Source organism: Pseudomonas sp. MDT1-85 (genome assembly GCF_054898065.1).
This window is the reverse complement of sequence record NZ_CM142715.1, coordinates 1,408,299-1,433,062: the sequence shown is the minus strand read 5'-3', so window position 1 is coordinate 1,433,062 and position 24,764 is coordinate 1,408,299. Positions and strand designations below refer to the sequence as shown.

At 54.1% G+C, this 24,764-nt stretch carries 22 protein-coding genes; 19 read left to right on the top strand and 3 right to left on the bottom strand.

Translation table 11 applies throughout. The features are described 5' to 3' along the window. Window positions 1-109: 109 nt before the first annotated feature. The 12 genes from ACYZT2_RS06350 (at window position 110) to ACYZT2_RS06295 (ending at window position 11,980) form a co-directional block, all read left to right on the top strand. On the top strand, window positions 110-1,048 hold the full coding sequence (locus ACYZT2_RS06350) for a hypothetical protein (protein WP_461971043.1): 939 nt from the start codon (window positions 110-112) through the stop codon (window positions 1,046-1,048). 82 nt (window positions 1,049-1,130) lie between these two features. Further along, window positions 1,131-1,385, top strand: a complete 255-nt coding sequence (locus ACYZT2_RS06345) for a helix-turn-helix transcriptional regulator (RefSeq protein ID WP_461971041.1) — start codon at window positions 1,131-1,133, stop codon at window positions 1,383-1,385. Next, window positions 1,382-1,990 carry a hypothetical protein gene (locus ACYZT2_RS06340; RefSeq protein WP_461971039.1) on the top strand — a complete coding sequence of 203 codons (609 nt, stop codon included), beginning with the start codon at window positions 1,382-1,384 and terminating at the stop codon, window positions 1,988-1,990. The genes ACYZT2_RS06345 and ACYZT2_RS06340 overlap by 4 nt, the downstream gene beginning before the upstream one ends. Further along, window positions 1,987-2,292, top strand: coding sequence for a hypothetical protein (locus ACYZT2_RS06335; RefSeq protein WP_461971037.1), 306 nt, complete (start codon window positions 1,987-1,989; stop codon window positions 2,290-2,292). Before ACYZT2_RS06340 ends, ACYZT2_RS06335 begins: the two co-directional genes overlap by 4 nt. 528 nt (window positions 2,293-2,820) lie before the next feature. After that, window positions 2,821-3,105, top strand: coding sequence for a hypothetical protein (locus ACYZT2_RS06330; RefSeq protein WP_461971036.1), 285 nt, complete (start codon window positions 2,821-2,823; stop codon window positions 3,103-3,105). Next, window positions 3,102-3,374 carry a DUF3077 domain-containing protein gene (locus tag ACYZT2_RS06325; protein ID WP_461971034.1) on the top strand — a complete coding sequence of 91 codons (273 nt, stop codon included), beginning with the start codon at window positions 3,102-3,104 and terminating at the stop codon, window positions 3,372-3,374. Before ACYZT2_RS06330 ends, ACYZT2_RS06325 begins: the two co-directional genes overlap by 4 nt. Then, entirely contained in the window at window positions 3,371-6,277 is a 2,907-nt protein-coding gene (locus tag ACYZT2_RS06320) for a DUF927 domain-containing protein (protein ID WP_461971032.1), read from the top strand. Before ACYZT2_RS06325 ends, ACYZT2_RS06320 begins: the two co-directional genes overlap by 4 nt. 91 nt (window positions 6,278-6,368) lie before the next feature. Then, the gene (locus ACYZT2_RS06315; protein WP_461971030.1) at window positions 6,369-7,313 is read left to right on the top strand and encodes a chromosome segregation protein SMC; all 945 of its coding nucleotides are present in this window, start codon (window positions 6,369-6,371) and stop codon (window positions 7,311-7,313) included. Window positions 7,314-7,530: 217 nt separating this feature from the next. Next, window positions 7,531-7,896 (top strand): histone-like nucleoid-structuring protein, MvaT/MvaU family, encoded by a 366-nt coding sequence (locus ACYZT2_RS06310; protein ID WP_461971028.1) that lies wholly within the window; start codon window positions 7,531-7,533, stop codon window positions 7,894-7,896. Window positions 7,897-8,188: 292 nt separating this feature from the next. Then, on the top strand, window positions 8,189-9,037 hold the full coding sequence (locus tag ACYZT2_RS06305) for a DUF2726 domain-containing protein (RefSeq protein WP_461971026.1): 849 nt from the start codon (window positions 8,189-8,191) through the stop codon (window positions 9,035-9,037). A gap of 211 nt (window positions 9,038-9,248) precedes the next feature. Continuing rightward, window positions 9,249-10,571: a DUF6602 domain-containing protein gene (locus ACYZT2_RS06300; RefSeq protein WP_461971024.1), complete on the top strand. Its 1,323-nt coding sequence runs from the start codon at window positions 9,249-9,251 to the stop codon at window positions 10,569-10,571. A gap of 290 nt (window positions 10,572-10,861) precedes the next feature. Further along, window positions 10,862-11,980 (top strand): hypothetical protein, encoded by a 1,119-nt coding sequence (locus ACYZT2_RS06295; protein ID WP_461971022.1) that lies wholly within the window; start codon window positions 10,862-10,864, stop codon window positions 11,978-11,980. A 238-nt stretch (window positions 11,981-12,218) separates the two neighbouring features. Here the strand turns inward: ACYZT2_RS06295 and ACYZT2_RS06290 are convergent, their stop codons facing one another. Beyond that, entirely contained in the window at window positions 12,219-13,151 is a 933-nt protein-coding gene (locus ACYZT2_RS06290; protein WP_461971020.1) for a DUF3298 domain-containing protein, read from the bottom strand. A 780-nt stretch (window positions 13,152-13,931) separates the two neighbouring features. Beyond that, window positions 13,932-15,095, bottom strand: coding sequence for an SH3 domain-containing protein (locus tag ACYZT2_RS06285; protein ID WP_461971018.1), 1,164 nt, complete (start codon window positions 15,093-15,095; stop codon window positions 13,932-13,934). 370 nt (window positions 15,096-15,465) lie between these two features. Here ACYZT2_RS06285 and ACYZT2_RS06280 point away from each other — a divergent pair, with 370 nt between their 5' ends. Then, window positions 15,466-15,795, top strand: a complete 330-nt coding sequence (locus ACYZT2_RS06280) for a hypothetical protein (RefSeq protein WP_461971016.1) — start codon at window positions 15,466-15,468, stop codon at window positions 15,793-15,795. A 417-nt stretch (window positions 15,796-16,212) separates the two neighbouring features. Here ACYZT2_RS06280 and ACYZT2_RS06275 read toward each other — a convergent pair whose 3' ends face one another. Next, on the bottom strand, window positions 16,213-17,781 hold the full coding sequence (locus tag ACYZT2_RS06275; protein WP_461971014.1) for an anti-phage dCTP deaminase: 1,569 nt from the start codon (window positions 17,779-17,781) through the stop codon (window positions 16,213-16,215). A gap of 697 nt (window positions 17,782-18,478) precedes the next feature. Between ACYZT2_RS06275 and ACYZT2_RS06270 the strand changes: the two genes are divergently transcribed. The 6 genes from ACYZT2_RS06270 to ACYZT2_RS06245 all read left to right on the top strand — a co-directional run bounded on the left by ACYZT2_RS06270 (window position 18,479) and on the right by ACYZT2_RS06245 (window position 24,760). Then, the gene (locus tag ACYZT2_RS06270; protein WP_461971012.1) at window positions 18,479-18,790 is read left to right on the top strand and encodes a DUF3077 domain-containing protein; all 312 of its coding nucleotides are present in this window, start codon (window positions 18,479-18,481) and stop codon (window positions 18,788-18,790) included. A 315-nt stretch (window positions 18,791-19,105) separates the two neighbouring features. Next, the gene (locus ACYZT2_RS06265; RefSeq protein WP_461971010.1) at window positions 19,106-19,285 is read left to right on the top strand and encodes a hypothetical protein; all 180 of its coding nucleotides are present in this window, start codon (window positions 19,106-19,108) and stop codon (window positions 19,283-19,285) included. Window positions 19,286-19,621: 336 nt separating this feature from the next. Next, entirely contained in the window at window positions 19,622-20,098 is a 477-nt protein-coding gene (locus ACYZT2_RS06260) for a formate dehydrogenase subunit gamma (RefSeq protein WP_461971008.1), read from the top strand. Next, window positions 20,098-21,657, top strand: a complete 1,560-nt coding sequence (locus ACYZT2_RS06255; protein ID WP_461973002.1) for a formate dehydrogenase beta subunit — start codon at window positions 20,098-20,100, stop codon at window positions 21,655-21,657. The genes ACYZT2_RS06260 and ACYZT2_RS06255 overlap by 1 nt, the downstream gene beginning before the upstream one ends. Further along, the gene (gene fdhF, locus ACYZT2_RS06250) at window positions 21,654-24,542 is read left to right on the top strand and encodes a formate dehydrogenase subunit alpha (protein WP_461971006.1); all 2,889 of its coding nucleotides are present in this window, start codon (window positions 21,654-21,656) and stop codon (window positions 24,540-24,542) included. Before ACYZT2_RS06255 ends, fdhF begins: the two co-directional genes overlap by 4 nt. Beyond that, window positions 24,539-24,760, top strand: coding sequence for a formate dehydrogenase subunit delta (locus ACYZT2_RS06245; protein ID WP_461971003.1), 222 nt, complete (start codon window positions 24,539-24,541; stop codon window positions 24,758-24,760). Before fdhF ends, ACYZT2_RS06245 begins: the two co-directional genes overlap by 4 nt. Window positions 24,761-24,764: the final 4 nt, after the last annotated feature.

Sequence of the window (24,764 nt, the reverse complement as noted above, 5' to 3'; positions counted from 1 at the left end):
GCTGAGTCGTGTAACAGGGTTCTACCCCCTTCAGTCCCGCTGGCGGCTTATCCATACGACGTGCGCCGCTGCGACAACACACCGTTTCCGGGGCGACGGGGGAGCCAGAATGGATATTGAACTGGACACTGAATTAGCAGAGCTGGAAATTGCAGGAGTCGACGTCGCGTGCCTAATTAGGGACATGGACGATATCGAAACAGCAGTTCTAGAGTTAGCGCTGTACCCCCAGTTCAACGACTATTTTCGAGAAGCATTCGATCTTATCAATGCCGCCACTTCATTCTGGCTTGAAGATGGCGCCTACGCGCTGTGTGCCGAGCGCGTCACAGGAACCTTGTTTCGACTCCGTGACGTCATCGATGAACATGCTAGTGCTACGGAAGCCGGCTCATTGCCAACTGTCATTCGACACCTCCCAGGCTTCAATTATCAAGCGACGGATTCGCAACTGGTCGCGGCCTTCGCTCTAGTGCTCGGCACCCAAGCATTGGAGGTCCTCGCGAATTGGCTATTCGAGCTTGAGCTTGCGACTTACGACATCGATGCCGACCTGATAGAGCAACTGAGAAATGAATCGCCGCGCCAGTATCTCGCCCTCATCGAGAAAGAACGATACCGACGTAGCGGACTTGAAATTCACGCACGAGAGCAATTCGCTGTTTTTATGGGAGAGGCTAATCAGACGCTGTTGATGGCAAATTTTTATCAACAAGTGGAGCACATGGATGTATCCAAAAATGGTTTCAACACATCAAGTCTAATGCGCCGAATGCTCGACGAAGCTTTCTCAGCGAAAGCAACGAGGCGTGGCCAAGAAGCAGGTAAAGGCAACCTAGACCCCAGCTCAAAAACCCAAACGGAAGCCATGGATCGACGGTCAAAAATCAAGGCTGCCGCAGAAACGATTATTGATGGACGCAAGATTGAGAAGCGAAGCCTCAGCGATGCGGAGCTAACCAACCTTCTTTTCGATCAAACAGTACATGGCACAAAAAAAACCATTCGAGAGCATTTGACCGCCTTAGGCCTTAGACCCTTGAAATAAAAAAGGGAACAGACACAGTCCGTTCCCTCTCCCCTCCGTAGCGTATGACCTGTTGTCTCTATTCACACAGGTTTGGATCGCTATGACTACCCAACTAAAAACCATCGCCTCGCACGACCCCGCTACGACGCTCATTCGCATGCCGGAGGTCGTCTCAATCGTAGGGCTCGCACGCCCGACCATCTACAAGCTCATGCGCCAACCTGAGAGCGGATTCCCGCTGCCAGTGAAGCTGAGTACCAGCAACGCCCGAAGTGCTCCAGTTGCATGGGTATTGGGAGAGGTACAGGCGTGGACACGAGCGCGTATCGCCGCCCGTGATCTGGTGGCAGCATGAAGCGCAACTACTGCCCATTCAACGGGCCATTTCTCGACTCGTACAGCATCGGGTTCCGCCTCTATCAGCCCGGCGCGATCAACTGGCGTCATCGCACCATCGCGGGCGTGAGCTGGAACGGCGAAGAGCAGGAAGCGTTCTTTTTCACCCCTGACGGTCTCGTGCTTCCACTCAAAGCCAACCCTTGGGAGCTGCCAGAACTGATCCGCAAAAATGCGGTGCGCAGAGAGTTTTCGAGCGTCCACGGCTCCGGTTATTTTGCTATGAGCGAAAGCCGTCGCGCCTCTCTGAAGGCGCGCGGCATGACGGACTGGGTTACCTACTGGCTCGTCGATCAATCAGCGGGATTCGCGAACGATCCGGCGGTATGGCAACGCATCACGGATGAGGATCTTGCCGTCGAAAAGACGACAAGCGAACGCGCTCACCAAGACATGCGCTTGACCTCCGACCTGGACGGATATGTCGAAGAGTGTGTCGCACAACGCCGTGAGCAGATGGCCGTTGAGCACCGCCGTCGCTGTGTCGAGGACAGCAAAATTCTGGCTTGGCTCAAGGGCGAAACACCAGCGCCTCTTTTTGCTCTCGCGCAGGAGGCAGCATGAGTCGAAAGATCTCTGATAACGCCTTGATCCATCCGTTCTCCGTACTGCGCCGGATCGGATTTTCTACTCGCCTCATGCAGCGCCTTGAACGCCACCGAAGCCAACAGGAAAAGCGAGGCCGCGTGGTCAGCGTATTGAGTTGGGCCGACGGCACCTGGTGCGCCCTCTCCCTCCACTGCGAAAAAACCGGTGCGGTGATCGTCGACGAAGGCCAGCAAACCCAAGCCTACGAAGACGCCCGCTCGATGCTCAGCGGCGGCTTCCTACCGCTCCTATCCCTGCGCTGGGACGCCCATGCCTGAAACGAAAACGCCTCCGGGGGCGATCCGGAGGCGTTGAGGTCAATCTACATGCACGAACAATTTATGCCGCACCTAAAAAAACCGCAAGCAATCAGCGCAGTTGCACTTTCGAAAAACGGACGTTACTCTTTGGCCGTCGCTGCAAACTCAGCGACCGGGCTTGGTAACCCGTTGAACAATAGGCGCAACAGCGCCCATATCTCTTTTGCAGGCGCTTTTTTTGCGCCCGCAAATCCGTTTTATGGCGGCTGTGCGTGGGAGACCTTCGGGTCTGCCGGGTTCCTATTGTCCCGGTTTACCAACCTGCGCACAGCTGCCACCCATTCGCTTGGTAACGAACGTGGCAGCTCCTCAACAATAGGAGCTTCGCCAGATGCACGCCCTCAATCCGTCCAAAATTCGCGCCGCTGCACATCGTGCAATGGCTCTCGCCGCTCTACACGCCAACTCCAGCCTCGCTACACGCCTCTCACGCTACAACGCACACATGGCCAAAGCCCGCGCACTCGAAACCTCAGGCGGTGCCCAATGAACAACGCTCTGAGTTTCGCCCTGCCCGAAGACCTGCTCTGTGTGAGTCCGGCCGCAGAAGCCGGTGTGCCCATCGACGCCATCACCTGCGCTATTGCTCGCGCCGACTCGGTGCTGACGCTGCTTGAAGAACACTTCGAAAACGACTCCTCGCGCCTTGCTAACCACGTCATCGCTGCCGTCCTCTGGGACGTGCGCGGCACCCTTGGTTTGATTAAGACGCTGACCTTGCACGGCGACTCCACCTCGATGCCTGCTGCGCAGAAAGGCGGTTCGATATGAGTACTTCAACCACTCTTGGCCACGCCACTTTTTCCCGCGTAAACGCCACCGACCTGAAGCTGTTCTGGGTCAATGCCGGTGTTCCGGTCGAAGATGCATTGGAGATGGCTTCCCTGCTGCAACATCACGCCAACCAACTCAACTTCGACGCCGCCATGAGCGACAGCGCCGAGCGTTTCAGTTGGCCTGCTCTGTATCTTGGCGAGATGGCCAAAGCGCTGATCGATGACATCAACGACGCGCTATTCCTGCCGAGGGCTGACGCATGAGCCAGCGCCCGAGCAACACAGCAAAACGCCCTAGCTTTGCCGACGTGAAAGCCGCTGCGCTGAAAGACATTGATCGTGTCTTGTCGCACTGGCTGCCCAACGGCAAGCGCGTCGACGGCGGCAAGGAATACACCGCTCCTAACCCGACTCGCAGTGATAAGCGCGCCGGTTCGCTCAAGATCAGTTTGAGCAAAAGTACTTGGTCCGACTTTGCCACCGGCGACAAGGGCGGCGACCTGATTGATCTGGTGCGCTATCTGGACGGCGGCACCGACGTCGAGGCCTGCAAAAAACTGGCAGACCTGCTCAACGTGTCGCCCGGCGACGCCCAGTCGAAGCCATCGTCTACCAAGACAAAAGTACCTGAATGGAATGCCATTCAGCCGATCCCGGCCGAGGCCATGAACAAATTCCCGACCAAACATCGGCAGCACGGTGCACCGTCCAAGGTGTGGATCTACCGTGATGCGCAAGGCGAGCCGCTCATGGCGCTCTACCGCTTCGATCTCACGTCCGATGAGGACGGCAAGCCGAAGAAAGTCTTTGCACCACTTACGTGGTGCGAGCGAGCCGATGGCCAAATCAAGCAATGGCGCTGGCAGGGTCTGCCCGATCCACGTCCGCTGTTGCGACTTGATGAACTGGCTCAACGCAGTGACGCACCGGTAGTTTTGTGCGAAGGTGAGAAAGCTGCCGACGCTGCCGCCAAACTGCTGCTCAACCACGTGGCCACCTGCTGGCCGAACGGTTCCAACTCTTGGCACAAAGCCGACCTGACACCGCTGAAAGGGCGCGATGTGCTGTTGTGGCCTGACAACGACGACAGCGGCAAAGCCTGCATGAAAACCGTCGCCGAGAAGCTGCGCGAAATCGGCGCCGCCTCGGTCTGCTTCGTCGCGCTGGACTCGTTCAAACGCAAGCCCACGCTGAAGAATGGCCGCGCCGCTTTCGCCAAAGGTGGTCAATGGGATGACGGTGATGACGCTGCCGATGCGCTCATCAAAAATTGGACAGCCGCCCATTTCGCGGAGCTGGAAAGCAGCGGCGAGCTGTATGGCTTGGTCGAGGAAAAACCAACTACAAAGCAACCTAAAAACAAGCCGGAAGCCAAGACAAAACCCGCAGCCAAGCGCCCGACGAAATCAAAAAACGATCTGATGCCCGGTGGCTTTCGCCTCACGTCCGAAGGTGTGTTTTATGCCGGTGACGACGGTGAGGCTCGCCCCGTTTGTTCACCTTTGGAGATCCTCGCCCGTACTCGCGACGACAAAGGTCAGAACTGGGGATTGTTGGTTGAATTCGATGACCCAGACGGTGCCAAGAAGCGCTGGAACATTCCGGCCCGCACCATGACCGGTGACTTCGGCAAAGACGTGCTCGGTCCGCTGGTGGACATGGGTCTGCGGCTCGCAGGCAGTCGTTCGGGACGCAATGCACGTAATGACCTGCAGAGTTATCTCGGCGGCTTCGACAGCGCGCAACGGGCACGATTGGTCACGCGCTTGGGTTGGCATGACACTGCCTTTCTTCTACCCGAGCAGCAGGTCGGCGCGCACAACGAGCACCTGCACTTTTACGAAGCCGGCTCGCAACTTCCGCCGATCAGCGAAGCGGGCACGCTTGAGCAATGGCAGGAGCAGATCGGCGCGCTGTGCATCGGTAATCACCGCTTGGCATTTGTCGTGGGCGTGGCCTTCGCAGGGCCTTTGCTGCACATGCTTGGCCATGAATCGGGCGGCTTTCACCTGTATGGCGACAGCTCCGGCGGCAAGACCACCCACTTGCAGGTCGCCGCCTCGATCTACGGCGGACCGCGTCTGGTGCGTTCGTGGCGGTCCACCGACAACGCGCTGGAGTCCATCGCCGCCGCGCATTCCGACGGCCTTCTGGTCTTGGATGAAATCGGTATGTGCGACCCGCGCATTATCGGCGAGACGGTGTACATGCTCGGCAACGGCACCGGCAAAGCACGCGCCAACGATCGAGGCCAAGCTGGCCGACAGGTACAAGAGTGGCGCCTGCTGTTTCTCTCCACCGGGGAGAAAACATTGGCCCAGCACATGGCCGAAGCGAACAAGGAACTGAAAGCGGGTATGGAAGTGCGCATGCTTGCCGTTCCTGCCGATGCCAGCAAGGGCCTCGGCATGTTTGATGCGCTCAATGGTTTTGAAGATGCGGCGGCACTGTCTGACGCGCTTAAGGCACGCGTAGCGAAGTATTACGGGACACCACTCACGGCTTTCCTAACGGCGTTATGTGAACCCGGTAAGCGTCACGGATGGTCCGCCATCCTGCGCCGCACGCTGGAAAGTTTTATCGCCCAGTCGTTACCGGCATCGGCTAGTGGACAGGCGCACCGTGCCGCCGCTCGCTTCGGCCTTGCCGCCGCAGCGGGCGAGCTGGCCACCGCGATGGGGATCACCGGCTGGCCTGACGGAACCGCCACCACCGCTGCTCGCGTGTGCCTCAACGCATGGATGAACGAGCGTGGCGGCGCCGGTAACTTCGAGGGCGATGCAATCGTGGCGCGACTGAGGCAGATCATCGAGCGCTTCGGCGAAAGTAGGTTCACCCGCTGGGAGTCGGCGGCGGCGAAGATCGACGAACACGGCCCGCGCACCATCGACCGTCTCGGCTTTCGCAAGACGCTGGAACATGGGCTCGGAGACTCCCTGCATACCACCAACACCTATTACGTGCTGCCCGAGGCATGGCGCTCGGAGATCTTCCGGGGCATGAACATCAATGCGGTGAACAAAGAGCTGCTACAGCGTGGTGTTCTTGAGCCGGGGAATGACGGTAAGGCGTCGAGTTTGGTGCGGTTGCCGGGCCTGGGTACGCAACGGTGCTACATCGTGAAAACGATTCCGGGAATGGATGAGAGCGAGGCTCGGGCTGCCTGAGGGCATCTCTGCTGATCGAGGTAGCGCCGGCTTATTCCCGGCCTCGCCAGCCACTCAACCAACCCACAATCGAATTGAGAGAGACCAGACCATGAACGAAATTCAAGAACTGAAAGACCGTCGCGACCAACTGCGCAGCGAGGCAGAACGGCTGCACGCCGACATGCTGCCACTTGAGACCGTACTGGAAAGTGACGACACCATCGAACCGGATCGCAAACGCGAACTGCGAGACAAGTACAACGAGTTGAAAAGCAAATTTCAATCGCGCGATCTCAATGCCGACCTTCTGGACAGGAAGATCAGTCGCCGTGAAAACCTCGCCAACTGCGATTCCCTGATGGCGGATTACATCGAAGCGATGGATAACTGGACCGCTGATGAGCAGGAATTGAGGGAGAAACGTCAGAGCCTCAGCACCCGCCTGGAGCAAATTCAGCAGCAGGCGGAAGAGGACATGGCGAAAGCTCGTCAGGCCGAAACGGACGCCGCCACGGCGTACGCGCAGGCAGTCGCGTGGGGCGACACTGAAGGCGAGAAGACAGCCAACACTGATGCGCAAAAGGCCGCGAAGAACCTCACGGTGGCCACCGAACACAATCGTCGCCAACACCTGATCATGACAGCCTTGGAACAAGAGCTGGCCACCGTAGATAAATACATCGCAGAAGCACAGATAAAGCATAAAGAGATAGAGCGCACCGCCCTGTTGCTATCGCAGACGGTACTCGAAGAGAAATGGAATGATGCCGCTAAAGCGTTGTTTGAGGCCGGCGGAAAGCTGTGGGCGAATTACAACCTGCTTGGCCGTGATCAGATTGGACTCATGAAGCTTGCCGTTCCAGAGCAAGGTGAAAACTTTGGGAAGTGGACGTGGGAAGAGTTATCAGTTCGCTCGCGGCAATACCGCGCGCGGGACTTATTCCAGCTCAACAGCTTACCGACACCGCACCGGCCTGAAGTCATGAGCAATCTGGAACAACACAAGGATGAAAACGATGAAAAAACCAATACAGAACAGCGCGAGCTTGTCTGACACGCTTAAAGCTCGGAAGGCCCATCTCAATGCACTGTTGAAAACCATTGATGCGGGTCGGGGCAAAACCAATCAGATACAAATGCTGACGATAAACGCGATTAAATCGGAAATGACGCACATTGACAGTCTACTGAATCGCCGGAAATAGTGCTGAACTTGTAACCCGCACTACTATCCAAATAAATACGCATGGATCAATGAATAGGGAAACAGCATGTCCAAACTCGCAGAATATCGTCAGCTGGAAAAACACCTCGCCGAGCAACTCCAGGCACTGGAAGCACTGAAAGGCGATGATGGCCTTAAGAAAGAAATCGAGTTCGAAACGAAGCTGCGCAAGCTGCTCGATCAATATGGTTTCAGTCTGAAGCACATCATCAACACTCTAGAGCCGCAAACCACGGCACGGCGTCCAGCCGCTGCTCCGGCCACCAGCACACGCAAACCACGCGAACTCAAGGTATACAAAAACCCGAATACTGGTGAAGTGATCGAAACCAAAGGTGGGAACCACAAAGCTTTGAAGGAGTGGAAAGCGAAACACGGAGCTAACGTCGTCGAAGGATGGCTGAAGAAGTAACTCTGCTTCACCTGAAAGGGGCCCAGTTGGGGCCCTTTTTGCTGGTGGCCTTTACCCAAAATCACCCGACAGCTCCAAGCCCGAGTATTGAAAGACCTGCGCAACGGGTGGTTTAACAGCAACCTTGGATGGTCGCTTTCGACCAGAAGCGGGTGTCTAAACGAGGGAATTCAGCGCTAAACCCATTTATCGGCAAGCGACTTGCCACGACTGAACTCGATGTAGCGTTTGTCACCGGCCCACTACGGCTCTATCTTAGGCGCACCATTAGGATTGAATCTGGAGCGCGCACATGGACGACAGAGAGCAACTCTACAAATTGTTGGCCCAAAAAGATTGGGAAGCGATAGGTAAAATTCTCTACAAGAACAAGAAGGCGAGGACGCAAGACCCTTTTTTATCCCAGGTTACTACGTTCTTTGAGGCTGAATTTTTTTCCTTCGCAGAGCCTTTACCACCTGCTGCGCGCGCAAAACAGTTTGAGTACACCAACTTGATTATCGAACTAGGTCAGCACGGCTTTAGCCAGACCTTTGTGGAGCGCTTTGTGGATGAGCGTTTGAAGCTAATGCAAGAAACTAAGCACTCTGCACTACTCAACTACGCTCAGACACATCAACACCGCCCCTTAGCCAAGCAGATCATTCAGTCTTTTTTGCAGACAAGACCAGAAACGGTTGCCGCCAGCCTGCGTGAGAACTTAACAATTCACTGTACAGAAGTGGTGGCCGGTAAGGCCAAAACTATTCGCCTATTTAAGTCTAAGCAGGAAGAACACTTCTATGAGGCTGTGCGTCGGGTTTTTCCTACCTATCACCCATATCCTAATGTTGCATTAAGCTGTGTATTGGATTATCAGGCCATAAAAAGGCAGCTCACCGAAAAGGCTAGGGAATACTTTTTTCAGGCTATTATAGATAGCGTGGTGTTTGATGTGGGCAGTGGATATGAGCCAAAATACTTCATTGAGCTTGATAGTAGCTTCCATGATGGGGCTCGGGCCCAGGCCAACGATCACCTAAAAGACTCCATCTTCCGAGCAGCAAACACCAAGCTCATTCGTATCCGGCCACTGAATGCCAAGGCCTCCTCAGTGGAAGAGTTTGAAAAGCTGGTGCGAGAAGTGATGCGCCCACTATAAGCAAAGAGAATAATAGCTATCACATTCGCAAATAAACTGTGAGCAGTTATGATCTGGTTATCACTATGCGGGAGTAGGTTTTTTTTTGATACCCTGCGTGGCCTCTCACTGAGGGTCATAACGTGTCTGAATCCACCACAAGCGATAATTCTGAACGGCGATAAAAAAACTTTAACGGCCTATAGAATAAATGATTGTCAATGGAGGTTATATGATACTCAAAGCGTCAGAGCTTCTTAAAGAATTTATTGAAGTCGAGAAAAGAAAACTCGATGGAGTTTATATGCCTCACATGCCGACTCTCGGTACTGCCTATGAAGAGATTACGAAACAAGGTATATATCAGGACTTCGCCATTCCCAAGCACTTAGATTTGCGAGTTGTGTCAGGTTTTATCTCAATTGGAGGTGAAATGCTAGCTGAGCAAATCGACTGTATGTTGGTTCATGGTGAGGGGGAAAAATATGGACTTACTCAAGAGCACATATATGACATAAATAGAGTGCTTTGCATCTTTGAAGTCAAGAAGACTCTGCGGAAGGCCGATTACGTTGACGCTATGCAGCATTTGGCAAAAATCAGAAGAAAATTTGCTGATAATTTCGAAGATCGATTGATCAACGAAGGATACAGGCCAGATATTACCAATGCGCGGCGACGTTTCTCACAATTGACTGGCAAAGTGGGACCTGAAGAATATCTCGACATGCACCATTTAACGAAACCCGATGGCATATTATTCTATGCACTTGTTCAAGAGTCATTGTCGCCTATTTCGATAATTCATGGTTATGAAGGGTATAAGACCGAGAACGGTCTCAGAACTGCATTTTCAGACATACTTGAAGACGCTTGGAAAAACGGAACTGGCTGGGGGATACCAAGCATCCCTACACTTGTTACATCAAATAATTTTTGTCTTGTAAAAGGTGGAGGCAACCCTTTTTTAGTTATACAGAATAAAAATGAATGGGTGTCGGTATTTTCAACCAGACACAACTCAGCGAAATTGATTTTAGAAATGATCTGGTCAAAAATTGGCGAGTACTTTAACGCCAAGATGCCTTGGGGTGATGGACTGCATATGGATAGCGTTCAGCCTCTATTAATTGCAGAGGCAAAGGAAATCGGCGACGCAGCAGGTTGGGCTTATAGAACTGAAGAGTTTAAGGAAAAACACATGGTGCGAGACGATGATAATTTTTGGTCGCCTTCGAAGATAGGTAAAGCTGAAATATCCGCAATAAATATAATGGCGATGCGAGGAGGATATCTTCCGTTGGATGACGGCATGAGTGAATATCTAAACCGAAACCACGGTGTGACTATCGAACAAGTGGCTGAGGCTTTAGTAATTACTCGACAGTTTATGCTTGATAATGGATACATCAGGCCAATACATCCACAAACGTACGTGATAACCAATGAAGATGAGACTGGGTTCGTCGGATCGGAGATTGAGCGTTTTGATTTGTGGTGCGCAGAAAACGAAATTGAGCCTCACTATATGTCAATTAATTTTATCGGTGAATAGACAAGCGCCCGCTACTAATCGTAAAAACCTATCACGCGCGGCAGCTTTCAGCCAAAAGAAGCCATTGCGAGTCGCTTGTTTTGATTTGTGATGAGAGTCTTGAACTAGAAAGAGCCCTATGAAAATATTCCGCTGAAAATCTGAACTAATGCTGTGCGTGACGCCAGAATCCTTATCGTCATCCTATGAGGCTAGTTAACTTCCGTAATGTCATAATCTCGTTGTTTGACGCTGTCCGAGTCCGGTAGAGTTTCATTTATTTAATTGGAAGATTGGAAGATTGGAAGAACATGGACATCACATACAAATTGCCACATCCGGTGAGGATCGCCTGCTCTAAATATACTGAGATGCGCACGCAGGCGAGGGACCAAGTGTACGACGAAGTCTTCGCCGGATTGGATATTGAAACTTGTTCGATAGACTACTTAACACAGACAATGATGAGGCTCCGGCCTGATATATTTTCTTTGTATCGCTCCGACAATTTAACTGACCATATGGCGGGAATCGCCCTAAGTACAACTCTCTACTCTTACAAATTCAGGCGTCAGGACGGCAACATCTTGACGACATCAAATTTTCTTGACGAGATTTTGGAACAGACAGAGATTGGCGATGATGTACCTGTAGATTACCTCCGCCCTCCGTTTAAAACTTGTTACATCGAGTTCACAGAGAGTCGAAGCTCTTCGCTCAAAGTATATAACGAATCTACGCATGAGCATATACTAGAAGGCGTTTATATAAGTGAGACCCACATTAATCCAGGCTCAGTAGAAATGAAGCGTTATAACGACAGCCCGATGGTGGATGTGAACAAGCCGTTGAGGATTCTGGATTTGATGTTTACCGGCTCGCCACTTGGTAAAGCACATGTGGAAGATGACGCACTGCGAGTGCAAGGATTTTACATACAGGATGGGATGCGAACAATAAAGCAGGAGCTCAGTCGAGTCGAGGAAAAGTACGGCCTTGATGATGACTTTACAGGCGACATGAGATATTTATCTGAAACATTAAATCACATGGCCAAGGTTCTATTGTTCATTAATTGCAAGCAATACCGCGACACTGCTTTCAATGAACGAAAGGAACTTACAAAAAAAATCAACTCATTGAAAGGGCTAGGCAAAATCCGTAAGTTTGAAGATAAACTTCGGAAAACCTATAACAGGGTTGTAATTAGTCCTGTGGATAAGGTGATCTATGAAACTGACGCTGGATTCGATCACTCGAGAAATGTAAAAGAAAAATGTACACATTGGAGGAAGGGGCATTTCCGAATGCAGCCCTATGGTCCTGGAGCTAGCAAGAGAAAGATTTTATTTATAGAGCCAACGGTCGTTGGCGGAGTCTTTGCGAAGAAAAAAAACTATGACGTGAAGGAGAAAACTGCGTCGCCTTGAGGTTCGTAGACGCTTCTGTGAGCGTAAACGGAGAGCAATCGAGGGATTACTATTCCACTTTTGATAGGCGCCATTGAACACCGGTTTCTGGCCGATTTCTGCCGTTGTTCAATGGCTGCAAAGGGTCGAAAGACTTACTCCCGAGTGCTGCTTTTGGTCGGTTTCTGTCTGCCGGCACAGGCAGAAACCGGCTAAAAGCGTATATTCGCCCAGTGTCGAGATAACCGGTATGTATACACTAATCTTCATCTAGTAGTTTTAGGATCTCTGACTTAACAATGCCAATTAATTCATAAAATGACAAATGTATCTCCGGACTACCTAACGCATAAGCAGCAACTTGGTACTCTGCAAAAATAAAAATTATTCCATACCGGCCTATTATAAACGGTGTTGAGATAAGGGAGTCGACAGTCGTTCCTGACACAAGCCATTCTCCGTCAAACTCAGGCAGTTCCTTTGCAAACTTATCCCTAATGAGGCTGGACAACTTGCTCAAGCACTTCTCATTAATCAGCAGATAATCTATGGTCAAAGGGGAGAAAGGTGATAGGAGAAAGTTTTGAGCTCTAGTTTCCCTATACCCGTGCGCGCCTCCCAAAAAACCTTGAATAGTGTATCGCACGCTTAACACACACGCATCTCGCCGACTGACTTCGTATCTTCCTATCAGGTAAGTTCCGCGACAGCCGCCCCCATTATCAACTGCTTCTTTTTTGTTGCCTTCGGCTGTAGAAGTATGCGAGTCCAGCAACTCATTACCCCAGGCCTCAATGTTTTTTGAGGCAATAGTTACGTCAGCATTGCAAAAATCCGGATACTCAAAGTCAAAATAAATATCCGAGTGGCTAGTGTCGATTGTGTATATGCGGCGCTTAATCTCCACAATTGGATGACTGAACGCAGAGGTTCCTATATCGCGAATAGCTGAAACCAATGCCGATTTGTATTTTGCGAGAGACTTCCGATCAATCTGACCATCATGAACACAAGTGTGGCAGTTTGGACAAAGAGCAATGAGATTATGGTACTCATGTTTTTTGCATTTAGCCCAAGGAATAATATGATGAATTTCCACTCTCGGATGTCGACAGGCTGGAATCGCGCATTGATGACCGGCCTCAATTAGTACCGCTCTTTGAATTTCCGTTGGAATTGCAGGTCTAGTCACGCAGTCTGGTCCATATAAAACCGAATATTCTGTATGCATTCTGGCGGTGGTCGTGCGACCGATGGGCATGCGGTTACCACCACAGTGAATGCTGAGCATTTTATTGTTGTGGCACATTCTAGACAGATTGCGATAGGTCAAAGCAATCTTTGGCAAGGGTAGATCCACTAATAGTCTGTCACAGAACGTCCGCTTTTGGCCGTTAACGGGCCTAGGCACCGTTCTGTTAGACGCTCAGCGTCAGCCTGTTTGATGCATCAGAAGGATTGAAATGTTACACCTTGCGTAGTTGCTACACCTCATACCCTACGAGACATCAGTCGGTGTAACGCTCACTATCTTCAATAAAATCAAGGACTTGACCAATCCCGACACACCTGTAACACCAGTTACACGTTTTTTACGTGTCTGCCCCCACCCCCCTAAGAAATCAGTTCCACCAGCGGAGAGATTCCAGCCGGAGCCGGGGGGCCCCTGAGCAAAAGAGACATACACGGGGTCGGAAACCCGCCATACCTTGTTAGCGGGAGAACTCCCAGCTTAGTGAACAGGTGAACCGGGTGAACTGCTGGTTCACCAGTGCATTTGCCCTACGAAACGACCAACCCCAGGCCACCTTTACCGATACGGTAACGATGCCCTTTTTTCTTCAAGATCCTTTCAATTTCAACACTGAAATTTCAGTAAGCTGGGGCACCTGCGGCTAACCAGATCCCGCGGGTTTCCGACCCCGTATGCGATGGAAACTCCCAGGGGCCCCGCCGCTGTTTCGAGCGAGAATCACTTGGATATCGCACGCACATATTTTCTGGAGACCCAGCCTTCAATCTCAATCCCTTCGTGCTTATAGACAACGAGTAGCCAATCGCGATTCGAGGAATCAGTCACTTCGACCGGAGCAAATTTCGGTAGAGACAGGATCACATCCTCTTTCATTCCCGGCCCTTGCCGAAGATTGACCGCAGCTTTTTTCGTAAGGCGGATGCTATCCGTAAGCGTCTTCGGCATGTCACACAGTTCGCTACGAACAGCCTTTCTTGCCTGAGCTAGTGATTCAAACACTCCTAGCCTCTGCTCTATATCGCACACCGATTCTCGAAAATCGTTCCACTTCGCAATGGTGTCATAGGACTGGTAAAGCAACGTAAGGAGAAAGAGCAGGAGCGCCATGGCAGGTGCTGTCAGCTTCTGGGGGCTGCCGTTTGCTTCGAGAGCTCGGACGACTTCTGCTTCAACTTCTTGAGGACTCGAAGGTACCGCATTGAAGTCGGTAGGTGCTTCCTCTCCATCGTATGCATCAAGCAGCGTCTGTATCTTTGAATGATCTGTGGACGACAACAGATCAAAAAGCGGAGAGGCTCCAAGCTGACCGAAGCTTCCTAACACTGACTTGAGCGAGGCCGACGAACTGTGAAAGTCCATCGCAGCGATCATTGCCTTGAAGGACTGAGACTGCTGCAACGCCTTATCCAATACACCAACAGGTGCCGCGCCATATTGTGCGAATGCGCGAGCAACTTTTTCCGACTGCGCGACCATTTCTTGCAGTTGCCGAGAAGGCTTGAGCATTCTCTCGCTTGCCGCGAACGCTCCGTAGGCATGAAGAGAGGGCTGGAGCGCGCGATCTGTTGCCTTCAGAAGTGCTTGCATCTCAAGAGAAGGGAGCAACATTTTTTGAGTCGCATCCATCAAACTTTGAAAAGCGGTGAGGGGGCGAAGAAGCTTCTCGGTTGATTCCACTAGCTTCTGTACGGCCGTTGATTGGGCCAGATATTTTTCTACGAAGTCGTTGGACAACTTCATCCCACTTTTTGGGCCAGGTGCCGAGTACAATTCCGGAGTTGCAGAGTGCAGCTTGGCCTCAGATGTTGGATTAATCCGCTCCAAGCAATCCTCAGCTTGCTCATCCACATTAGGTAGCTCGTTGCTTTTATCACTGGCCATCAAATCGTTCTCTCCACCGACATGGACATACTGGGTCGCAGATCGGAAATCAGTAATATCGATACGACATCAAGCAGTATATGCAGGTTAACCGCTGTAGAATGCGGCTCAGCAACTGAAGGCTTGTATCCCTAGGTGTATCCCTAGATCAAGAATAGCTCTGAAGACCACGGATTATATGGCGCAGTCGAGTCTCCCTCGGGCACCAAAATTAAGAAAGGTCTTGCTTTGCAAGGCCTTTTTTTTCGTCTGTAGGAAAGTGAGCTCGCCCCGCCGCCCCGTAGGAGCTGCCGAAGGCTGCGATCTTTTGATCTTGTCTTTTCGGTGCTGCAGCCCCAAACCGCTCGCTAACGAATCAAGGATTCGCACAATGGAATTGCCACTGGAAACCGTTGCCCTTTTCGCCTTCAAGCTGGCTTATGAGACGGAAGGTGAAAGTCCGATTCTGCGGGATGATCCGATCATGAGTGATTATGAGCGGGAGGTGTTTGGGTTGCTGGTGCGGCGGGGGGATGTTGAGGGGATTCAGTTTCGGGTGGCGCATTGCGTGGGGTTGGCGATGGAGGCTATCGGCGGTGTTGAAACGCCGCTAGGACGTGAACTGCATCGGTTATCCGCTGATTTCAGTAATGCGCGGACGGTGGAGCAGCTTGAAGTGCCACTCATTGCGCTCAAGGATTACCTGAAAGAAATTGTGTGAATGCTCGGCCAAGTGGAAACCGGAAATCCCGATCCACTGCACACGCTAAATTTGATTGCCTGACCGCACGATAAGAAGAAGCGAGCCACATTTTCCACGCTGAACAAGCGAGGAAAACGTGATCGTTCTCGATTTTGAACGCCTCAAAAAAAACGAGAGCGCTGGAGAATTCGTTGGATTAGCTGTGCCTGAGAACCGGACGAGCAGCGGTTTTGCGGGAAAGACAACACTACACTTCGTACAGGAACGGCATCTGCGATTGCCCTGCTCGGAGTGAAGTCAGCCTCGCAGCCACCCACAGTGCTACCAATTTTTGCGGAGCTTACGGCCTCAAAACAGAAGGATAGCTGCGCCGTTTTCTCAGCTTCGCGTTTTTCTTCTAACCGATCCATACACAAGCTCCTTCGCTACTGGCCTTTAAAGGCGGCAGGATTCTAGTCCCTTCACTACCAATCCTTCAAGAGTAGAGACCGCCTCCATTGAGATACGTGCCACTGGTTCCGCATCTCTTAGGATCATGCGTCCATCTTTTTTCCGACCGGCGGGATGGGCGGAAAAGAATTTGAGAAACCTCGATGGCGCCACACCATCGAAAGGGAGCACCCGTACCTTCGAGGTATCACTCTCATTTTCAGTTATAGCATCTTGATGCAATCTGGTAGCAAGACTCTTACGGTACGGCTCAAGAAAAATCACTTCTTTAATACCCGCCGCCACCAGATGCCTAGCACACGAATGGCAGGGATAAGTGGTGACAAATAGTTTCCCATTTCGAATTTTTGCGCCATCTGTTGCCCCTGCATTAAGCAAAGCGTGCATTTCAGCATGTACCGCTCTAGAAAACTCAATCAAACTCTTAAGTTGAGTTTTGCTTCTAATAACTAATAAAGCCGCGTCCTTTTTATCAGCAGAGATGATTTCCGATTCAATCAACTTATCCACGATATAGTTGGATATCGCTTTCTTCTCCTGATCATTTGAGCAAACACCACCCCCCATATTCCAACACCGACGATCCTCATCAGAACTGAGTCCATCGCCCTCTGTCTGATACAGCCCACCGAATGCTTTAGGAACATCATTCCATCCTGTCGATATCAACTCCCCTTCCTTGCTAGTAATTGCAGCACCAACTTGCCTGGAAAGACACGCTGAATTCCTAGCTGCCGAAAAAGCAGCATACATTGCGCGCTCATTAACAGTTGGAGTCGCAATTACGGTCCCCAGCATCAAATCCAAAAAACGCCTTACTCTACTAATTCGATGAGAATCGGTTATCTTCTCAACGCGCAGAAAAAAATCGGATTGCGGGAATGTATCCTCAACACGCTGACCGTGGTCTATCTCTTCGCCTGAATCACGATCAATCAAATCATGGATCTTCTCATTCCTTGATGCACTCTCAAGTCTAGCTATCCGCATTTCTATAGGCGAATAGACACCTACCACATACAACATCTCTCCGTATATCGATCGCAGCAGACGTAACTCGTCGACATGCTTCACAGAATCAATAATATGACACCATTTCAGTGTCACATTCGGTACCAAAATATCATCTGCATCATCCCTAAACAGGTCAGGATGTTCGGCTTTTTTTGCAGCGGTAGCTTTCGCCTGCTCAGCGGCTCGGGCGACACTTATTCTCCTGACAGCCAGTTTCGCTAATACTTCATTCCCATGATCTCTGCGCAACTCATTTCCAGCCTCAATAAGCTCTTTGGTTGAGCTTTCGGGACCGATACCTTTATGATTTCTTATCTCGTCACTTAGCCTAATCACCTCTACATACTCGTAGCCGTAATCCGTACTTAGCAAAAGCTCTTTGAAACTTTGAGCAACCTCATGTAGCGGCGTCCCCAAAGGGCCACACAAAGCAATTACGACTTGTGGAGTCAATGTCTTTTCAATCGCAAGCACGTCATCAAAGCCGCTACCAATGCTTGTTCCTCCTACTACACGAAGCCCTGCTTCGACAGCTGCCATGAGCCACATCCTTTTTTATTGTACTTTTGGTACGCCACCACTGATCCGATTAGCCTATCGGATCAAAGACTTCTCAGTATTTATCTTATAGCTTGGAAAAAGCTTGAGGGCTTATGCAATTTCAGAATTAAAAACTCGATCAATCTTCAATTGCTGCTCTGCATGGTTATTTTTATCCCCCTGACCACCAGACTCGGGACAATAAAGGAAGGTAATAGAAGCGCATATAGGACGCTTCTGAAATGGCTGTAGGCATTTTTTTATGCCCCACCCCCGAGCAGGGGACCTCAACAAAAAAGTACTTTGGCTAGGGCTTTCGAAGGTTGCAGGAAGAGGGTCTGCGCGATACCCTTTCAACCGTCGCTGCAAATTCAGCGACCGGGTGTGGTAACCCGTGTTATTCAAGGCGCTACAGCGCCCCCATCACGATTGCCGGCGCTTTTTTTATGCCAGCAAGCGTGAGTTATGGCAGCTGTGCGTGGGACGCCTTCGGGCGTGCCGGTTTCCTTGATTCCCGGTTTACCACCCTGCGCACAGCTGTCACCCATTCGTGTGGTAACGAATGCGGCAGCTTCACATATCAAGGAGTCTGATAATGCGCAGCATCAATCCGTACAAAATTTGGCTTTTCCCCTCAACACAATTCCCAATCGCGTAACGCCCTTCCCCGCTGCCTATCCGTTATCGGAGGTGGCCAATGACCGATCAACCCGAACTCAAAACCATCGGACTAACCCCCGCCATATACTGCGCAAATCAACCACTCTTCCACGTCACTCGCGGCGTTCCCCTCGGTGATGCGTTAGCCATGGCTTCTGATTTTCTGTTCCTCGCCAAGAAGCTTACCGAAGATGCTGATTACGCCAGAGACACCGACCGCCACGCCTGGGCCGCGCATTATTTGACGGCGATGAGTAAGGCGGTGGTGGATGATGCGGTGAAGGTGCTTACTCGGGATCGGGATAATGAGTCGGCGTATAAGCGGGCGGAGGGGATGGCTGAGGGGTAGCGGGTAACACGGCTCGCTTGAAGCTTGTGGGAGCGAGTTTGCTCGCGAAGGTTGCGGTCATTCAGCGGGGTTGTGAATGCCTTGCGTATTTCGCGAGCGGGCTCGCTCCTACACAGGTTGGGATTCAGCTCAGGGTTTTGTGGTGGTTGGTCTGGCGCTTTCGCGGGCAAACCCGCTCCCACAGGGGTTTTGCGTGTTGATTGGAATTTGGGATTGGCCCTGAGGATTTCGGGCTGGCGATGCTCAGCTCAGGGCGAATGCTGAGAATTCGACTACGAAACTAGAACCAGCAGACCCTACAAGGAAGTTCGAGCCATGAAACTTGTGATTATGGTCGTTCCGGAAGGCGAGGATTTCGCTTCCTATGAAAGGGAAATCCCGGTTTCTGTCGAGGATCTCAAGCCGATCATGGGGTGGGCGAAGGACGATGACTGCGTCTATGACTATCGGCTCCGTAGAATTGCCCACGGATCTGATGCTGTTTCTTACCTGTAATGCTTGATACATATCAGGCATCGACAGGCCCTCAGGGCATTAAGCCAGTGAGTAAACACCCCGCACCACACTCATCTAGACTTAATGGATAGTCGTAGGCAGAACCGAACACGTCGCTTTGGTGCAGTTAAATCATAAGCAGCGTGGCAATCTGCCTTTTATGCCCTTTCAGAGGTGCGGCGAAGACCGCGTCGGGCACAACAAGATGCCCGCTCAGGGTGCCCTGGCCACCGGCCTGAAATTGCCACGATACCGTGACGTGGTGTGACTGCCGCAGCCGACACTTTCGGACAACTGACAACCGCCTGGTTTGTCCGTGATCGTGAGGAATGCTGTATGCCTGATGAGATGTTGCACCTGCCTATGGTCAACAGCCTGTTGGAGCGCCACAAACGCTCCCCCGGCGCACTGTTGCCCATCCTTCATGAGATTCAGGAGGGCATCGGTTACATCCCCGATACCGCCATCCCCGAGATTGCCCATGCCCTCAACCTGAGTCAGGCCGAGGTTCGTGGGGTGATCAGCTTCTACCATGACTTCCGCACCGCGCCCCCCGCCCGGCATATTCTGCGTCTGTGCCGGGCCGAGTCCTGCCAGAGCCGTGGCGCCGAACAGCTCGCGGCGCAGTTGCGCGAACGTCTGCAACTGGACGATCACGGCAGTAGCGCCGACGGCAGCATCAGTTTGCGTCCGGTGTATTGCCTCGGCGCTTGTGCCTGCTCGCCAGCCCTGGAGCTGGATGGCCGGGTGCATGCGCGGCTCAGTGCTGAGCGTCTGGATGCCTTGCTCGACGCTTGCCGGGAGGACGCATGATGCCGGCTTTCTATCTGCCCCGTGATTCGCTGGCCCGTGCCGTGGGTGCCGAAGAGGTTGTGGTAGCCCTTATCACCCAGGCCCGGGGACGCTTTGTGCCCCTGGAGGTACAACGCACCAGCTCGCGTGGCCTCTACTGGCTGGAACCGCTGCTGGAAGTGGACAGCCCACAAGGCCGTATCGGCTTCGGCCCGCTGACGGCTGCCGATGTGCCGTCGGTACTCGATGCCTTGCAAGGTGCGCCGTCTGCTCATCCGCTGGCCTTGGGCCTGGTGGAAGAGTTGCCCTATCTGAAGACGCAACAACGCCTGCTGTTTGCCCGCGCCGGCATCACCCGGCCGCTGTACCTCGACGATTACCTGGATCATGGCGGTTTCGAGGGTTTGAAAAGAGCCGTCACCCTCGGTGGCGAACAAACCGCGACTGAGGTGTTCGATTCGGGTCTGCGTGGCCGTGGCGGCGCGGCCTTTCCGGCCGGGATCAAATGGCGCACGGTGCGCGGCACTCAGGCTGCGCAGAAATACATTGTGTGCAACGCCGACGAAGGCGACTCCGGCACTTTCGCCGATCGCATGTTGATGGAAGGTGACCCCTTCCTGCTGATCGAAGGCATGGCCATTGCCGGCATCACCGTCGGTGCCACCTACGGCTACATCTATGTGCGCTCGGAATACCCGGCTGCCGTGGCGACACTGCGTGCGGCGCTGGACATCGCCCGGGCCGCCGGTTACCTCGGCGCCAATGTCGGCGGTAGCGGTCTGGCCTTCGATATGGAAGTGCGAGTCGGTGCCGGCGCTTACATCTGTGGTGAGGAAACCGCGCTGCTGGACTCTCTCGAAGGCAAGCGCGGGATTGTCCGCGCCAAGCCACCGATCCCCGCCTTGCAGGGTTTGTTCGGCCTGCCGACCCTGGTGCACAACGTGCTGACTCTGGCCTCGGTGCCGCTGATTCTGGCCAAGGGCGCGCAGTTCTATCGCGATTACGGCATGGGCCGTTCCCTCGGCACGATGCCTTTCCAGCTGGCGGGCAATATTCGTCGCGGCGGCCTGGTGGAACGGGCCTTTGGCCTGACCCTGCGGGAACTGGTGGAAGACTACGGCGGTGGTACCGCCAGTGGCCGGCCACTGAAAGCTGCGCAAGTCGGCGGTCCGCTCGGCGCTTGGGTTCCGCCGTCGCAATTCGACACGCCGCTGGATTACGAAGCCTTCGCCGCCATCGGTGCGATGCTCGGTCACGGAGGTGTGGTGGTGGCTGACGACAGCCTGGACATGGCCCACATGGCGCGCTTCGCGATGCAGTTCTGCGCCGAGGAATCCTGTGGCAAATGCACCCCATGCCGCATTGGCTCGACCCGGGGCGTGGAGGTGATCGACCGACTGCTGGCTGCGCCTGACCAGAACGCTCGCGATGAGCAGGTGATCATCCTCAAGGACCTGTGCGACACCCTGCAATACGGTTCGCTGTGCGCGTTGGGCGGCATGACCTCCTATCCGGTGGTCAGCGCCCTCAAGTACTTCCCCGCCGACTTCGGTCTGCAGTCCTCGGAGGCCGACCAATGATCACTCTCTTCGACCCGAACACAGATATCGACCTGGGAACCCCCGCCCGCGAAAGCCAGGTGCAAGTCACCGTGAACATCGACGGCCGCAGCATCAGGGTGCCCGAAGGGACCTCGGTGATGCGCGCCGCCGCGCTGCTGGGCACCACCATTCCCAAACTGTGTGCCACCGACAGCCTGGAAGCCTTCGGCTCCTGCCGCATGTGTCTGGTGGAGATCGACGGCATGCGCGGCTACCCGGCGTCCTGCACCACGCCGGTCACTGAAGGTATGAGCGTGCATACCCAGACACCGAAGCTCGCGACCCTGCGTCGCAACGTCATGGAGTTGTACATCTCCGATCACCCGCTGGACTGCCTGACCTGCTCGGCCAACGGCAACTGCGAGTTGCAAACCGTGGCCGGCCAGGTCGGCCTGCGGGAGGTGCGTTACGGCTATGAAGGCGACAACCATCTGGCCGACGTGAAGGACACTTCCAACCCCTACTTCGATTACGACCCGAGCAAGTGCATCGTCTGCAACCGCTGCGTGCGCGCCTGCGAAGAAACCCAGGGCACCTTTGCCCTGACCATTACCGGGCGCGGTTTCGAATCCCGGGTGGCGGCCGCCGGTGGCGAGAACTTCCTCGACTCGGAATGCGTGTCCTGCGGCGCCTGCGTGCAAGCCTGCCCCACCGCGACCCTGATGGAAAAAAGCGTGGTCGAACTGGGTCAGCCCGAACGTAACGTGATCACCACGTGTGCCTATTGCGGCGTGGGGTGCTCGTTCCGCGCCGAGATGAAAGGCGACCAACTGGTGCGCATGGTTCCGGACAAAAACGGCCAGGCCAACCACGGCCACTCCTGCGTCAAGGGCCGCTTTGCCTGGGGCTACGCGACTCACCCGGATCGCATCACCACACCGATGATACGCAAACATATCAGCGACCCTTGGCAGGAAGTCAGCTGGGATGAAGCGGTGACCTACGCCGCCAGCGAATTCCGCCGGCTGCAGCAAAAATACGGTCGCGACTCCATTGGTGGCATCACTTCCAGCCGCTGCACCAACGAAGAAACCTACCTGGTGCAAAAACTGGTGCGCGCCGCCTTCGGCAACAACAACGTCGACACCTGTGCGCGGGTCTGCCACTCGCCTACCGGCTATGGCCTGAAACAAACCCTGGGCGAGTCCGCCGGCACCCAGAGTTTCGACTCGGTGATGCAGGCCGACGTGATTCTGGTGATGGGCGCCAACCCCAGCGACGCCCACCCGGTGTTCGCCTCCCAACTCAAACGCCGCCTGCGTGAAGGCGCACGGCTGATCGTCATCGACCCACGTCGCATTGATCTGGTGGATTCGGTGCATGCCCGCGCCGAACTGCACCTGGCCCTGCGCCCGGGCACCAACGTCGCCATGCTCAACGCCCTGGCCCACGTCATCGTCACCGAAGGCTTGCTCGACCAGGCCTTTATCGACGCCCGTTGCGAGGGCAACGATTTCGCCCGCTGGAGCGAGTTCGTCAGCCGCGCGGAAAACTCGCCAGAAATCCTTGGCCCCATCTGCGGCGTCGCCGCTGCCGACATCCGTGCCGCCGCCCGTCTGTATGCCACCGGCGGCAATGCGGCGATTTACTACGGACTGGGCGTCACCGAGCACAGCCAGGGCAGTACCGCGGTCATGGGCATCGCCAACCTGGCCATGGCCACCGGCAACATCGGCCGCGAAGGCGTGGGCGTGAACCCGCTTCGTGGGCAGAACAACGTTCAGGGTTCCTGCGACATGGGCTCCTTCCCCCACGAGCTGCCCGGCTACCGCCACATCTCCAACGAAGTGGTACGGGCGCAGTTCGAACAGGCCTGGAATGTCTCCCTGCAACCCGATCCGGGCCTGCGCATTCCCAACATGTTCGAGTCTGCGTTGGCCGGTAGCTTCAAGGGCCTGTACTGCCAGGGCGAAGACATCGCCCAGAGCGATCCCAATACCCAGCACGTCACCGCGGCGCTGTCGGCCATGGAATGCGTGGTGGTGCAGGACATTTTCCTCAACGAAACCGCGAAGTTCGCCCACGTGTTCCTGCCGGGCGCCTCGTTCCTGGAAAAGGACGGCACCTTTACCAATGCCGAGCGACGCATCTCTCGGGTACGCAAGGTCATGGAGCCTCTGGGCGGCAAGGCCGACTGGGAAGGCACGGTGGCCCTGGCCAATGCTTTGGGTTACCCGATGAGTTACCAGCACCCGTCAGAAATCATGGATGAAATCGCCAGCCTGACGCCGACCTTCACCAACGTCAGCTACGCCGAACTGGAACGCCACGGCAGCCTGCAATGGCCGTGCAACGCCGCGGCACCGGACGGCACGCCGACCATGCACATCGAGGAATTTGTGCGCGGCAAGGGGCGCTTCATGCTCACCGGCTACGTGCCCACCGAGGAAAAGGTCAACAGTCGCTATCCCCTTCTGCTGACCACCGGGCGCATCCTCAGCCAGTACAACGTCGGCGCCCAGACCCGGCGTACCGAGAACGTCGCCTGGCACCAAGAAGACCGCCTGGAAATCCACCCGACCGACGCCGAAAGCCGTGGCATCAACGAAGACGACTGGGTCGGCATCGGCAGCCGCGCCGGACAGACCGTACTGCGTGCGCGGATCACCGAACGGGTTGCCCCGGGCGTGGTGTACACCACCTTCCACTTCCCTGAATCGGGGGCCAACGTCATCACCACCGACAACTCCGACTGGGCCACTAACTGTCCGGAGTACAAGGTCACCGCAGTGGAAGTGAGCCGCGTCTACCACCCTTCCGAGTGGCAAAAACGCTATCAGGCATTCAGCGACGAGCAACAACGTCTGCTCGACGAACGCCGCCTGGCACGTACCGCCGGAACAAAAGCCGAGGTGCGCCGATGAGCACTGACAACCTGATCAAAATGGCCAACCAGATCGCCCAGTACTTCGCCAGCGAACCGGACCAGCAAACGGCCGTGCTCGGCGTGCGCAATCATCTGCAGATGTACTGGACGCCGGGCATGCGCAAGGAGTTGCTGGCCTGTCAGGCCACGCATCAGGGCGCAGACTTGCACCCACTGGCGCAGGCGGCGGTCAGTGGGGCGGGCTGGGAGGCTTAGGTTT

Bases quoted from the DNA above. Each gene is read 5' to 3' on its own strand.
- ACYZT2_RS06285 (WP_461971018.1), bottom strand. From the start codon at position 15,095: ATGGCCAGTGATAAAAGCAACGAGCTACCTAATGTGGATGAGCAAGCT.
- ACYZT2_RS06350 (WP_461971043.1), top strand. From the start codon at position 110: ATGGATATTGAACTGGACACTGAATTAGCAGAGCTGGAAATTGCAGGA.
- ACYZT2_RS06310 (WP_461971028.1), top strand. From the start codon at position 7,531: ATGTCCAAACTCGCAGAATATCGTCAGCTGGAAAAACACCTCGCCGAG.
- ACYZT2_RS06265 (WP_461971010.1), top strand. From the start codon at position 19,106: ATGAAACTTGTGATTATGGTCGTTCCGGAAGGCGAGGATTTCGCTTCC.
- ACYZT2_RS06340 (WP_461971039.1), top strand. From the start codon at position 1,382: ATGAAGCGCAACTACTGCCCATTCAACGGGCCATTTCTCGACTCGTAC.
- ACYZT2_RS06275 (WP_461971014.1), bottom strand. From the start codon at position 17,781: ATGGCAGCTGTCGAAGCAGGGCTTCGTGTAGTAGGAGGAACAAGCATT.
- ACYZT2_RS06325 (WP_461971034.1), top strand. From the start codon at position 3,102: ATGAGTACTTCAACCACTCTTGGCCACGCCACTTTTTCCCGCGTAAAC.
- ACYZT2_RS06245 (WP_461971003.1), top strand. From the start codon at position 24,539: ATGAGCACTGACAACCTGATCAAAATGGCCAACCAGATCGCCCAGTAC.
- ACYZT2_RS06295 (WP_461971022.1), top strand. From the start codon at position 10,862: ATGGACATCACATACAAATTGCCACATCCGGTGAGGATCGCCTGCTCT.
- ACYZT2_RS06335 (WP_461971037.1), top strand. From the start codon at position 1,987: ATGAGTCGAAAGATCTCTGATAACGCCTTGATCCATCCGTTCTCCGTA.
- ACYZT2_RS06305 (WP_461971026.1), top strand. From the start codon at position 8,189: ATGGACGACAGAGAGCAACTCTACAAATTGTTGGCCCAAAAAGATTGG.
- fdhF (WP_461971006.1), top strand. From the start codon at position 21,654: ATGATCACTCTCTTCGACCCGAACACAGATATCGACCTGGGAACCCCC.
- ACYZT2_RS06255 (WP_461973002.1), top strand. From the start codon at position 20,098: ATGCCGGCTTTCTATCTGCCCCGTGATTCGCTGGCCCGTGCCGTGGGT.
- ACYZT2_RS06260 (WP_461971008.1), top strand. From the start codon at position 19,622: ATGCCTGATGAGATGTTGCACCTGCCTATGGTCAACAGCCTGTTGGAG.
- ACYZT2_RS06345 (WP_461971041.1), top strand. From the start codon at position 1,131: ATGACTACCCAACTAAAAACCATCGCCTCGCACGACCCCGCTACGACG.
- ACYZT2_RS06320 (WP_461971032.1), top strand. From the start codon at position 3,371: ATGAGCCAGCGCCCGAGCAACACAGCAAAACGCCCTAGCTTTGCCGAC.
- ACYZT2_RS06300 (WP_461971024.1), top strand. From the start codon at position 9,249: ATGATACTCAAAGCGTCAGAGCTTCTTAAAGAATTTATTGAAGTCGAG.
- ACYZT2_RS06330 (WP_461971036.1), top strand. From the start codon at position 2,821: ATGAACAACGCTCTGAGTTTCGCCCTGCCCGAAGACCTGCTCTGTGTG.
- ACYZT2_RS06315 (WP_461971030.1), top strand. From the start codon at position 6,369: ATGAACGAAATTCAAGAACTGAAAGACCGTCGCGACCAACTGCGCAGC.
- ACYZT2_RS06270 (WP_461971012.1), top strand. From the start codon at position 18,479: ATGACCGATCAACCCGAACTCAAAACCATCGGACTAACCCCCGCCATA.
- ACYZT2_RS06280 (WP_461971016.1), top strand. From the start codon at position 15,466: ATGGAATTGCCACTGGAAACCGTTGCCCTTTTCGCCTTCAAGCTGGCT.